Raw genomic sequence first — 12803 nt, 5'->3', positions numbered from 1 at the left:
GAATAGTTGAACAAGTGCACATGGCTTCGACCGGATGTTAGCTCCCTGACGTGAAACCGGACGCGACACCCCGCACGCCCATCCTGCACCAAGCTGCGATAGTCATCCACACGAACGTACGAACCGGTGCGACCCGCTAGCATGAACCGATGCTTTTGATTACTGCCGGACCTATTGCGCCACTGCAGCAGCCGTAGCGAACACATCCGCGGGCATCGGCCGGTGCAGCTTCCAGGTGATAGCGATCGGCCTCTCGCCGGAGTGCTGAACGTAGTCCACTTGTCCCAGGCAGGTGTACGGAACTGTCAGCCGGGTCTCGTCGTCGGCTGTATCGCGCGTGAAGATCAGAATCTTTGACCCATGCGATGTCCGGTCCAGATATCGGCGCCCCGTCGGGCTGCCAGGCGAGGTAGCGTTCTGCGACTCCCAGTGGAACAGCTCGGGGCTGATGGCGTAGTCCTTGTACATCGTGGTTGCCGAGTGCTTCTTGTCATCCTTATTCAGGGTGACAAAGAAGGCGTCGGTGGACGTCGCCGGACACCAAGCCACACCCTCTCGGTGCTGCACGTCCTTGCCCTGCTCCAGGGAACCGTACTGCAGCGCCGCCAAAACTTCCTCGCGCCGGTAGGTAGCGTGGGACAGCAGGGGAATGTGCTGCAGGCCTGCGCCAAGGTTCTTCGCTGCATGTTTCGATGCAGCCACTCCCATCTTCACCACCTGGCGGATCTCGCGGCACACAAACTGGTAGCCGCGCAGGTGGTCCAGTCCGTCGTCGTACGTCCTGAACCCGCCTCCGTCATCCCACAGCGTGAAGAAAAGCATGCGTGCAAAAGTCTGCTCACGCATCCCAAGATCCGCGTAGCGGGGCGCGTCGGGAGCAACCAGCATCGAATAAGCAGCGACGCGTTCCGGATCGTCCACATGGATCAGCGCGGCCATGCGGCCCAGCAGCTTCTTTTCCGCCGCGTCCGACAGCTCTTCGAGCTTCCCCCGCAGCACGGACTCCAGGGGTGAGAGCCCCTCGATAAGTCCTGCCTGCCGGAGGTAGCCGGTCCACGAGTCCTTGGTGGAGCGGTAAATCGTCTTCACGTCATTCCCCGACCGCTCCAGATAGGCCTCCAGCTCGGTTTCGGCGTACGAGGCGATGTCCCGGACCAGCTGTGCACGGTTGAACCGCAGCTGCGCCTTGATGTTGTCCAGAACCACCTTCTGCGCCACCCGGTCCAGCATGATCTGCGAACCGGACAGCAGGTAGGGGAACTCGTCCTCGACGGCCTTCTCCAGCTCCTTGCGCCCGTAGCCCGTCAGCGCCCGGTAGCGCAGATCAAAGCGGAACTCGCGGCGCTGCTGGCCGATGAAGTCCAGGACTGTCAGCACCGCTTTGCCTTCGGCACGGCGCAGCCCGCGTCCCAGCTGCTGGAGGAAGATCGTGGCGCTCTGCGTGGGCCGGAGCAGCAGGATAGTGTCCACCTGCGGCAGGTCCAGCCCTTCATTGAAAAGGTCGACGGCGAAGATGCAGTTGATCTCCCGCTGCCCCAGACGCCTGAGGGATTCCTCGCGGTCAACATTGTCAGTGGTGCCATCGACGGCGACGGAGGCAATGCCTGCCCGGTTGAACACCTCGGCCATGTAGTGGGCGTGCTGCACCGAGACGCAGAAGCCGATGGCCCGCATATGGTTGGTGCTGGTGACCTTGTCGCGGAGCTCACGGATCACCTTGGCGGCCCGGGCGTCATTCCCTGTGTAGAGGGCGCTCAGCTGGGTGGTGTCGTAGTTGCCGCGTTTCCACTCCAACTGGCTCAGGTCGACGTCATCGGAGACGCCGAAGTAGTGGAACGGGACCAGCAGGTCAGCGTCCAGAGCGTCCCAGAGCCTAAGCTCACTGGCTGTCCGGCCATCGAAGAATTGCTTGGCGACGTCGACGCCGTCACCCCGTTCCGGGGTCGCCGTGAGTCCGAGGAGCTGCTGCGGTTTCAGATGGTCCAGCAGGCGGCGGTACGTGGGCGCCATGGCGTGGTGGAACTCATCGATGACGACGACGTCGAAGAAGTCAGGCTCCAACTGCTCGATGCCGAGTGAGGACAGCGACTGGACGGAGGCGAAGATGTGCTTCCACTCTTGTGGCTTATGCTCCCCTACGTATAGCTCACCGAAGGCGCCGTCCTGCATGACGTCGCGATAGGTGCGCATGGCTTGTTTCAAGATTTCTTGCCGGTGGGCGACGAAGAGCAGCTTTAGATCTCTGCCAGCAGCTTCGGACAGCCGTTTGTAGTCCAGAGCCGCAATGACCGTCTTTCCGGTTCCGGTGGCTGCGACCAGGAGGTTGTGGTTATGGCCTTTCAGGCGCTCCGCTTCGAGGTCTTCCAGCATCTCCTCCTGATGAAGGAATGGCTGAACCTCAAGCCCTGTCGCGGCATCCGGGGATACGGTGCGGCGGCCACCGTTGCGCTCCAGCGCAGCGTCGAGCTTCTCCCCGTCGCGTTCCGGATCGTAGCTTTGAAAGGCACGCTGCTCCCAATAGCTGTCGAAGGTGACCTCGAACTTCTGCAGGAGGGCGGGCGTTGCGACGGAACTGAGGCGGACATTCCATTCCAGCCCGTCCAGGAGCGCAGCCTGGCTCAGATTCGAGCTGCCAACGTAAGCGGTGTCGAATCCCGTTTTACGGCGGAACAGCCAGGCCTTGGCATGCAATCGAGTTGCCTGCGTTTCGTAGCTGATCATTACCTCTGCCCCGTATCGGTTGACGAGCTCGTCAATGGCGCGGCGTTCCGTGGCGCCCATATATGTGGTGGTGATGACGCGTAACCTTGCTCCGCGTTCTTTCAGCTGCTCTAAGGCAGGCTCCAGGAGCCTGAGGCCCGTCCAGCGGACAAAGGCGCAGAGAAGGTCCACCGTATTGGCGGACTCGATCTCGGCACGGAGCTCGGCGGCGAGATTGGGCTCGTCCTTGCTGTTAGTCAGCAGCGCTGAGTCACTGAGCTTGGTGGTGGGGCGACGAAGTTGTCGGCGCTTGAGCGCGTCCGGGCGATGCAGGGACTGGAGTCGAGTGGGACCTTCTGCGATGCGGTCCGGCGTGTTCAGGTCCTGGAGGAGCCGATTTGCCAGGGCGACCCTGTCTGCGGGCTTGGCCGCCGTGAGGGCTTCGCGGACGGCGTCAGCAACGTGGCGGGATAGGACGTCCGGAGCGTCTTCGTCTTCTATGTCCGCGAAGGTAGGCTGCAGTTCCGACTCGTTATTCAGCAAATCGCCGAGCGCGTCCGTGCTAAGTAATTCGTACAGGCCTTCAGGCAGCTTGGCTGCCGCCTCTCCCCCAATGAAGTTGGTCACTTCGCCAGGGTATTGTCCGGAGAGCCAAGGAACAATCTCCGACTATCCGTGTCTCTTGTCGCATTTGAACGTCCATAGATCGATTCGTGCGAGGACTGGAATATCTCTGTCTTCTCGCATCGCACGGCCCTGACTTTGAAAAGATCAATAAGCAAGATGGGATCGATGCTTTGGGAATTAGAGGGAGCAGCCTCGCACTCCGCATGGCTATGATTTCTGTGGTCATTGATGAAAACAACGTTTGAAGGAGCAGCAAGAAAATTTGCAGCTTCAAGGAATAAAGGCCTTCTCGGACTCTGTCTGTACTCATGTGGCCTATGCAACTGACTACGATTCACATATTCTACAAACGCCCGATGACGAAAGAACCATAAAACAGGCGGGACACGTACCCGGAGGTACTCCGACCTTCCGAGGGATCTGGAGGCCAAGGCGCTCGGCTAGTAGCTTCGCTTCGGGGATGGCTTGGTTAAAGGGTCCGTGGTCGACTCTGAACCGTCTGCCTTCAGATGACTGGATTGCTGCAAGAATCACGTTCAACGCGTGCGTGGATCGGTAATGGACCCAGCGGTCTCGGTCGTCGATTTCGATGCAGTACAAGTCAGGAGCGGACCACAACGCAATGGCCGATTTTCCCGTCCTTTGTGACAGCGATAGCACCCCGAGGGGGACTTTAGACGCGGCCAATATTTTCAATGCGCCCTGGAGTGGGTCCCTTGACCTGACCGAGATCTGCAGGCTGTTCGGCCCCAGCACTTCTGCGTCGTATCCATAGCCCTCCGCCGCCAGCATGGCGGCGTCCAGCAAAGGGTGTTCGGAGAAGGACTGGAGCTCATCATAGACATCAGCGGTTTCCAGGGGTCGGCCGCCGGGCGCGGACAGGCATTGGGTGTATTCGGCCACAAGTGGAAGCGGGACAGAACCCAGATCGAGGTCTCTGCACCTATCATGCAGCCTTTTCGCCTCCTGGGTGGCCGGCGAGGTTGCCGTGTTGTCGACTCTCCGCCGCACGCAGGTCAGAGCGACGGCGGCCAGTGCTTTCGCCTCGTCGCCCATGCCGAAGGTATGCGCCTGGTCCAGAGCCTTGCTCAGGAACGAGGTGACGAGCCTTATGGGTTCGGGGTCGTTCTCTTTCCAGTCCCCTGCGCAGTAGAAACACAGCGCGAGGCGCCCGAGGCCGAGGTAGGAGACTGTGCTGAGCCGGCCGGGCATCGTGGCAAACGCCCTGACCCGGTCGCGCCTGGCTTTCTTGATCCTGTCCGGGTCGCCTACATGCATCAATGGCTCAACGGATTCGGGGTCGTCAGGAAGCGGTGCGATCTGCTCATCACCGTCCACGGCGGCATCGGCGTCGAGATCACCGGTTTCGCTCGAATCGAAGTTCTCCCACCCGGTTGACTGCACCGGTGTTGGGAGGCCGAGGGCGAAGCCCGAAAAGACTGGGCCGTGAAGGTGCTGCGCAGTTTGCTCACGTTCCCACAGCCATGCGGCTGGTTCTTCTTCAAATGCGGCGTTGCGTGCTGCTCCCGATGCTGTGGAGGTTCCGCTGCTGCGGGTGGACGGGGTCTTGAGCGCGGTGACGTCCTCGTGGATATTTGTGAGCTGGCTTGCGAATGCGTCTAGATAGCGGAGATCGACTCCTAGAAGATCGTCGCGCGACTTGATACGCGGGCCACCGGCTGCGCGCCCCGCGGCCGGTCGCGTTCTGAGCCGTTCCGGCACGGAAGCAGGCACAGCCGGGCCTCGAGCCAGGATCGTTTCGTCGTCACCCGCCCAGTTGAGTCTCAGCAGCGCGCTGTCTCCCAGCTGGTCTGCCGGAAATGAAGCAGTGCTGTGCCCGGCGACTATCGTGCCGAGACGATTCCAGGAGTCATTGAGCGGGTTATTGGTGTATTCGAGCTCGACGGCGAACGGGACCGCATACGCTAGCTCGGTTTTTAGTTCATTGCCGACGAGCACCGCGCTAAGCAGCTGGGGCACATCGGGCCCGGTTGTCTCTGGAGCTATAGTCCCGATTCGTAGCGCCGGAATATCTGTAATGCTCTCCAGCTGAACAAGATGGTTCGGGCCAAGCCCGGGCTCGGGCCATAACGGTTCGTCGACGTTCGTGAGGATCCCAAGCTCCACGTTTCCACCGCGGCTCACGGTGTTGAGCACGGCTGCGGCCGACAGATTAGCGCTTCCTGTCAGCACCTGGCGGTATGATCCCCGACGCCATTCCAACAATTTCGCATGGCGGTACCGATGTGAAGTATCGGCGACTACGGTCAGACCTGTCTGGCCCCTCAGGACACTAGCCAAGGCCTGGGGTTCGACCACGGTCAAACCAGGTTGGACAACAAGGGTGAGCTTTGAGGTCGGGAAGTGTTCTACCAGCGCCCTGACCGCGCGCGCGTGTTCGTCAATGAAGGGCGCGCACAACGTCAACTCATCAACCGGCCCACCTGGCAGCTGTGACAGGAAAGATCGGTCGAGGTTCGTGACCAGCTGCGCTCCGTCATCAAGGGGGGTGAAGCGTTCCAGCGTGCCGCGCAGCTTGGCAGCGACCCTATTCAGTGCGGCAGCATGGTCCGACGCGAGACGCACACTGCCAGGCAGTAGTTCAAGCCACTCGGCTAAGTCGAAAAGGGCCTGCGGTGCCTGCCCGTCCTCGGCGCGAAGCACATTCCATAATTCCGAGTTATGCTGCCACCCTCCCATCGTCAGATTCCCTGACCCAATCAGCGCCAACACCCGGTCGCCTCCCACAAGGAGCGTTAGTTTCGGGTGAAAAGCGCCACTATGCGACGCGAGGCCAACGAGGTACTGGGTGCCCGCGCCTTTCATGGCAATCGGATCCGGGCGCCACATCCCGGCATCCGCAATGACTGTGACCCGCGCACCCATCGACTGGCAAAGGCCCAGGACGCCTCGTTCCAGGAACGCGACATCCGCGTTGAAAGTCAGGAAAAGCGCTTCTTCGACATTCCAGTCACCGCTCGCCTCCATTTCATGGAATAGTGCCGGTACGTTCAGCGGGGCTGCCACCGCGCTCACTGGTCCTGGCCGTTCCGCGCAAGGGTCCAGCGCTCGGCCGTGCCCCCTGTGTCACCCGGGACACGCTTGACCATGCCAAGACCACTCATAACTTGGGTAAGTTGATCCCACCGCAGGGACACAGGGCCCCCTCCTTCATTGGATACACGGAAGGCATAGCCGTCCCTCACGGTCAGCCTGGTCGGCACCCGCCATCGCCCTTTGGTGAAGGATGCCTTGCTCATTGCAACGCGTTGGGACCGCGCAAGAAGCACCCCGGTGAGCTCATGCGCGACGTCGCGCACTGAACGATCGCTTCGCTGGTTCAGGAAGTCCCTCATCCACGAGGGGGGTAAGTTCGTAGTTTCGTCGTTCGCGTTCGGTGCTTTCGAAATATGGTGCCATGTGATCGGAGAGCTGGCCGACACGGCCCGCTCCGACCATGAGCCACGCCAGGTTTCTCGGGCCGGTCTTCAGCGACCCAATTGCCGGATCGTACTCGGCGTCGACCAGCCGGCCTTTTTCCACGCCGTCGGGAAGTTCTTTACGGAAGCTTGAGAGCTTCTGGTTCGGCAGGTGCTCCGACAGGGCACTTTGTAGCTGAGCGATGGGGACAGCTCCCGTCATTTGCTCGTTGACAAGCCAGCGCCAGAGGTCCCGCCAAGCCCATGTGTACCAGCGCCTCAGGACCACCCCCCGCCATGCAGGAAGAATCTCCAGCTGCCGCAGTTGATCGTCGGTGTAGGTTCTTGAGTCAGCGATGAGCTTTCGGCTCAGTTCCAGTGACAAATTGTCGGGCTCGTACATTTCGATGAGCCGGCAGAGCATGAGGGCTGTCTGTGTCCTACGGCTATGTGTGGCGACGTCGCCTAGGAGCTGGGTTGGGAACATGACTGACCGCAACCAACTGCGTTCCAATGCGTGCTGACCGCACAGGCAAAGGCTTGAATACCCCTCGAGGGCGTTGCAGGAGACCGAGTCCATTTTGGCGAGGTCGAGGAGGCCGTCGAACGCGAGCTTCAGCCTGCGTTCATCTGATTTGGGTCCCGGAGACATCAGATTGCCCCCTGACGTAATCAGCCCGAGCAACCGTTCACTAGCCAGGTAGGGTCCCAAGAATCCCCGCGTCGCCTGGGCATACGAGCCAGAGGCGGCAAGCGCTGCGACATTCAATTCGCCGTTCCGCATCGCAGCCGAAATGATGTCGTTGCCGTGGGCTTGCGACATGCCACGATGCTGTTCCGGGGATCGTCGAGCATGGAGAATCGAGATGGCCCCGAATACAACCTCGCAGCGCCGCAAGATATCCACCGGATCCAGAACCCCGTGCGTGGACAACGCCGTCGCCACGTAGGCGTGCAAAGAATAATAACGTGCGTGCGGTGTAACCGTAGTAACGCCCGGAAGCAACTCCTCCACCCGACGCATTGGGTAACCCTCGACTGCGAGCGGAAACCTGCCGGTATACAGACCGTCCTCTCGCCCCGACCATCGTGGAGCTTCGCCACTCACCTAATCCCCTTAGCTCGAAAGCTAGTCCTGACCATGAATCGGGGCAAATGCACGTGTACGCTTGCTCATACCCCTGATGTCTACCGGCAATTCTCCGTGAAGTGTTCTATATGGCGCCTCGACTCGCCCCACCCTTCGAAATGTCGCAATGGGCCCACGATAGCGGGACCAACCGCCTCCTCCTTATCGGCACGCCGCCGCGAGCCCGTCGGGTACAAGTGGGTTGTAAAGCTGCCATGTGCCTGGTTGCTGGGCCGGGGCATGAGGCCGGAACCACCGAGACTCCTGACGGGCGGCTGGACCCGCGTGCCCTCGCCATGGCGCTGGATGCTGTGCTGCCGGAGCGCCGCACGGTGGTGCAGGACGGCGGACACTTTATCGGCTGGGCGCCCATGTACTGGAACATCCCGCGGCCGCAGGACCTGGTGATGGTGGGCACCGCCTTCCAGTCCATCGGGCTGGGACTCGCGAGCGCCGTCGGGGCCGCCCGCGCGGTGGAGGACTGCCGCATTCTGGTGCTGGTCTCAAGCGACGGCGGGTTCCTGATGGGCCTGTCCGACCTGGAATCGCTGATCGGTGCCGCCCGCAGCACGATCGTGCTGATTTACAACGACGCCGCCTACGGAGCCGAGATCCACCAGTACGGTTCGCAGGGGGCTGACCGAGAAGCCGATGCTGATCCCCGAGGTGGACTTCAGTGCTGTTGCCCGGGCCTTGGGGGCGGAGTCCGCTGTGATCCGCTCCCTGTCCGATCTCTCCGCGCTGCAAGACTGGATCGACGCCGGCGCTAAGGGCACCTTCGTGGCCGACTGCCGGATCACGTCCAGCGTCCGCGCCCCGTGGCTGAGCGAGTGGATGAACGCATGAGAGGCAGCGAAGGCGGGGACCGCGGGGTAGTGGTACGACGCGGTCATCCATGTCCTCGATGGCCGTGTCCACCGTGTCGCGTCTTCCGCCTTGTGGGTGGAAGACCCGCCGCAGGCAGGGAAGGACGACTAGCAGGCCGTTGAAACTGCAATCACATAGACAGGGGAGAGGCAGAAATCAGGCAGCCACTCTCCTGGTCACAGTTACTTCCAAGGGCGGTATTCGTGGAGCAAGTTGAGAATTCCCCGAGCATCCTTGATCTCTTTCGTAGTCTTGCTATGACCGCCGTCGTCGTCGCTGTATTCGAAATCTTCACGGATGCCGATGTCGTCCGTGAAGGTATGTGTGAAGGTTCTTTTATAGGTGTACTTGCCGTCCGAGCTGAACCCGTCATCCTCAGTGGTCTGCGTCCGGGTCTTCCCCTTGTATTCGTCATACTTGTCGATGAAATCTCGCAGTTCCACTGCCTCATGGTCTGTCAGGCGCGCCTTCGATATGTCGATGTGCTCGCCTATATAGGCGCGGGCCTGCTTCTTCTCATTCGCGTCCATAATTTTGCTAGCTCCGTTCACGCCATCTCAGTATTGGGCTTCTCGAATCGTACTGCTAGGCAGGGCACGCCGCCCGACAAGGCGACCATCGGAGCGACGTCGCGTGCTGCCTCATTGGGGAACCTGTCGATCGCGGCGAGGTCTACCTCGTCACGAGGCAGCATAGCTAAGCAATATTGCCATGGAAGGATGTTCGATTGCTGAGGCTAGACTTCCGATTGAAAGAATGACGAGGTCAAAACTTACGTTCTCGGGGCAGCAAACAGCTGGAGGACACTGCCGAGCCCTCACGCCTCGGTGCCGGCAGGATGCGAGGGATGGAGCGGCGCAGTGCCATGGACGCGGTCCGGATGCGGATCGGCATGGCTATATCCCTGGGGCTACTTAAACCGGGCGAGCGGCTGCCGGACCAGGAGGACGTTGCCCTGGGTCTGTCGGTCAGCCCGATTACCGCCCGGCTTGCGCTGGCGAGCCTGGCGGAGCAGGGCGTGGTGGTGCGCCGGCGCGGCCGGGCCGGGGGAACGTTCGTGGCGGATTCGCCGCCTACTGAGGTTTTGGCGTCACTGTCCGCGTCCCCCGCGGAGTCCCAGGCGGTGAACCGACTGGTGCACCGGCGGCTGTTGTTCGAGTGCGCAGTGACGCATTATGCGGCGGTCAATGCCACTGCTGAGCGGTTGGATGAGCTGGAGCGGCTGACGCGGGAGATGGCGAAGTCGAGCGACTGGTCCTACTACCACCGGATGGATGAGCAGTTCCATCAGCTGGTGGGCACGGCATCGTGCCTGGACACCGCCGTCGAGGTCTACCACGAGACCCTCGCCGAGCTGTACGACTACTTCATCCCCTACCCCATCGAGAAGCTGCACACGTCCAACCGGGACCATATCGCTTTGGTAGCAGCCCTGCGTGCGCGCAAGGTCAAGGAAGCGGTGGAGATCTCCCGGAAGCACGTGGACATCCTGCACTGCACGTTGTTTATGGGTCTGGCGCAGGGCTGAGCCTCCACACCTGGCTGAAAGCCAGAGCTGACCTCGGTCGTTGCACTGAGCGGTACATCATCAGGTGAAGCGGGCGTGCCAGGCGACTGCGTTTGTTAAGGCTAATGCTGCCCAGCTTGACAGAGGGATTCAGCGGATTCAGAGGGGTAGGGGAATCTGCCATGTCCGCGGACGGCCATGGGTGGTTCCCTTACTGTCCGTGCGACACGCTACCAATTGAAGCGGGAGCTATACGGTCAAGCTCGGACTCAATTCTCGTAGGCACAGCCGGGCTTGCCGATCACCAGATGGCCCTGAAAAGGCGCCGTAGTGAACCAGCACGAGTCTTTTGTGGCTGCCCGGCTACGGCCTGGGCTGGCGCCGCGAGAACTCTGAGTTTACTTAGCATCAAGGCACACAATTCCTCGCGTCGCTTGAGGTCACAGTATTTCCGGAGACGTGCAGTTGATCTTGCCCAGATATTGAAGATGCTCAATATGATTCCGAAGACAACGAAACCCACGGCGAGAAAAATCAGGCCAGGAGTGGCCGGCCGATGGTCTATCACGAGGATCGTAGTCAGGTATGCCATGCTTAGGATGGCTGCCACTGCAGGCAATAGCAGCCAGAGCATTCTCCAAGGGTGTCCCAATATCATGGCCTGCACCATCCGCAGGTTTGTAAGCAGCGCCAGCCGCCTGAACGTCGCATCCCGGTAGTTGCCCTCTAGGGTCAGTTCGATGGCGGCCTGAAAGCGCGGGTCGAGTGGGCGCTTGGATGACATCATTGATCTGCCGCCATCGGTTACCTTGAAGCCTTCCAGCCACCTATTGTGAAGGGCGAGGGAATGTTTGCTCAAGATCTCTTCTTCCTGCCAGGACTTTCGCAGATCGATCTGTAGGTCATAAATGGTCGCGGGCGCTTCGCTTGCCACCTCCAGTTTGTAGGAGACGAGCGCAGCAATGGCTACAGCGATGAGTGACACGCCTGGTGAGTATGTTGGAAACTCCGGCCAGACGTCTCTCCACATGTCCGGCTCCACGAAAATGATGGCAGCTATGGTGGCTGCGGCCGAAGTGAGGACCACTTTCATTACGTTGTTGACATATTGCTTGCGGTGCTTAGCGGCTTGCCCAGTGCTTTGTTCCCGGAAGAAGGCTAGCTCGATCGCGCCAATGAGAACCGTTGGAATGGCAAGCAAACAGATAAGCCCGAGCAACAAGATCGGTAGAACAAAAGGATTCTGATCCATAAGTCTTTCCCTTGAGACAGGTCGGCCCTGCCGAATGGAGATAGTGTCGAGCGCCGACCTGCCCACTCGCTGAGGGTAGCCCGGTTACAATCGGCTGCGCAGGTCGTTGCCCGAACTTCCGTCCGGTCATGACCTGTAGTCCGGAGATGCGGGACGGGCCGCATTGAGAGAGGAAGTCCGGAAATGATCGGATTCATCGACTGCAACGGACCCCTTAGCGAAGCGAGCGCAAGCCGCCCCCAGTTGTGCTGGGGGCGGCTTGCCCAGTGCGGAACTGACCGCAGGTTCCTTCAGCCTAAGCGGGGTAGGCGTATGTGAAGGTGATTTTGGGGTCGGCTTGGAAGGCCCACCCGTAGGCCTTTTGCGCTCCTACGAGAACGGGGGCATCGTTACCTGCGACCACATTTGCGGCCGGCTGGTTCGGCATCGCTTCGACGAGCGGGGTATCGATCGTCGCGTTGAAGTCCAGCGGGAAGACAACGGTTGCCCCAAGCCGGACGTTGCCGGCCGGAGCCAGACTGAGCTGAGGCGCGTACATAACGAAGCGGTACTTCCGCGGGTCTCCGCCGACAGGCAAGAGCACCTGACTGGCATGGATCCTCAATACCTGCCGACCAGCCGGAATCTTCAGGTCCGCGACCTTGTACTGGGCCGCGTGTGCCTCGAGCTGCTTCTTTTCATCAATTGCCGGATCCAGCGCGATTCCAGCCTTAGCCAGGATCGGACGAATGATCTCCGCGTCCTTCTTCACAATGCGCTTAAACTCAGCCGGACTCTTGAAGTTCTCCTTAGTGCCGGAGACCACCCGGGCGATGGCGGACGTCCCCGCCTCAATATCGGCGGCGAGAACCAGACGGTAGGTCGCTTCGCTGGGCGACTCGACCGTAGCCGTAATCGTCATGTTAGCCACATCGTATGCGTCTGCATCGAACCCCCTCGTAGGGGCGATGGACTCGATGTCGATGTTAATGCCCTGGTTGTAAACCACCAGGTCAGTCGTAATGGGCGTAGTCATGGGTGTCCTCCTAAAGAACACTTGACCGAAGTAGGAGCGTCACCTTTATGGCAACTGATGTCTCCGTTAGAATCGCTAGCACCACTAATCATGGAAACTTGCGGTTCTCACCTCGAGTTGCAAAGCGGGCCCGTTCCAGCGGGTCCGCTTTTTTGTGCCTTGGCACACTATCAACGTACTCGACATCACGTCTCAGCGCAAGGCTGAAGTGCTTGTACGAGATTTTCCTGTGACCCCTGAAGCGTTTATGCAAGCTAAGGTGTATTCTGTTGTCATGCCCTGACAAC

At 60.4% G+C, this 12803-nt stretch carries 7 protein-coding genes and 1 pseudogene; 2 read left to right on the top strand and 6 right to left on the bottom strand.

Annotated features, from left to right (window positions below; translation table 11 throughout):
• Positions 1 to 171: 171 nt before the first annotated feature.
• The 3 genes from ACHL_RS05475 to ACHL_RS05465 form a co-directional block, all read right to left on the bottom strand.
• Entirely contained in the window at positions 172 to 3291 is a 3120-nt protein-coding gene (locus ACHL_RS05475) for a DUF3427 domain-containing protein (protein ID WP_167534783.1), read from the bottom strand.
• 363 nt (positions 3292 to 3654) lie between these two features.
• On the bottom strand, positions 3655 to 6363 hold the full coding sequence (locus ACHL_RS23350) for a phospholipase D-like domain-containing protein (protein WP_015936304.1): 2709 nt from the start codon (positions 6361 to 6363) through the stop codon (positions 3655 to 3657).
• 264 nt (positions 6364 to 6627) lie between these two features.
• Positions 6628 to 7569: a hypothetical protein gene (locus ACHL_RS05465; protein ID WP_015936303.1), complete on the bottom strand. Its 942-nt coding sequence runs from the start codon at positions 7567 to 7569 to the stop codon at positions 6628 to 6630.
• A 527-nt stretch (positions 7570 to 8096) separates the two neighbouring features.
• Here ACHL_RS05465 and ACHL_RS05460 point away from each other — a divergent pair.
• Positions 8097 to 8721: pseudogene (locus ACHL_RS05460) on the top strand (thiamine pyrophosphate-dependent enzyme); the annotation flags it as partial.
• 203 nt (positions 8722 to 8924) lie between these two features.
• Here ACHL_RS05460 and ACHL_RS05455 read toward each other — a convergent pair.
• Entirely contained in the window at positions 8925 to 9293 is a 369-nt protein-coding gene (locus ACHL_RS05455) for a hypothetical protein (RefSeq protein WP_208858423.1), read from the bottom strand.
• A 296-nt stretch (positions 9294 to 9589) separates the two neighbouring features.
• Here ACHL_RS05455 and ACHL_RS05450 point away from each other — a divergent pair, with 296 nt between their 5' ends.
• Positions 9590 to 10270, top strand: a complete 681-nt coding sequence (locus tag ACHL_RS05450; RefSeq protein WP_015936300.1) for a FadR/GntR family transcriptional regulator — start codon at positions 9590 to 9592, stop codon at positions 10268 to 10270.
• 280 nt (positions 10271 to 10550) lie between these two features.
• On the opposite strand, the gene ACHL_RS05445 is transcribed toward ACHL_RS05450, so the two are convergent.
• Both ACHL_RS05445 and ACHL_RS05440 read right to left on the bottom strand, forming a co-directional pair.
• A complete protein-coding gene (locus ACHL_RS05445) occupies positions 10551 to 11501 on the bottom strand; it encodes a hypothetical protein (RefSeq protein WP_015936299.1) in 951 nt (316 codons plus the stop codon).
• A gap of 295 nt (positions 11502 to 11796) precedes the next feature.
• The gene (locus tag ACHL_RS05440) at positions 11797 to 12516 is read right to left on the bottom strand and encodes a hypothetical protein (protein ID WP_015936298.1); all 720 of its coding nucleotides are present in this window, start codon (positions 12514 to 12516) and stop codon (positions 11797 to 11799) included.
• Between the last annotated feature and the right edge of the window lie 287 nt (positions 12517 to 12803).

Source organism: Pseudarthrobacter chlorophenolicus A6 (assembly GCF_000022025.1).
Lineage (GTDB): Bacteria > Actinomycetota > Actinomycetes > Actinomycetales > Micrococcaceae > Arthrobacter > Arthrobacter chlorophenolicus.
The sequence above is the reverse complement of the archived record's forward strand: the minus strand, read 5'-3'. Positions and strand labels throughout refer to the sequence as shown.

Coding starts and splice junctions, on each gene's coding strand:
- ACHL_RS05450 (WP_015936300.1), top strand. CDS start 9,590: ATGGAGCGGCGCAGTGCCATGGACGCGGTCCGGATGCGGATCGGCATG.
- ACHL_RS05445 (WP_015936299.1), bottom strand. CDS start 11,501: ATGGATCAGAATCCTTTTGTTCTACCGATCTTGTTGCTCGGGCTTATC.
- ACHL_RS05465 (WP_015936303.1), bottom strand. CDS start 7,569: ATGTCGCAAGCCCACGGCAACGACATCATTTCGGCTGCGATGCGGAAC.
- ACHL_RS05440 (WP_015936298.1), bottom strand. CDS start 12,516: ATGACTACGCCCATTACGACTGACCTGGTGGTTTACAACCAGGGCATT.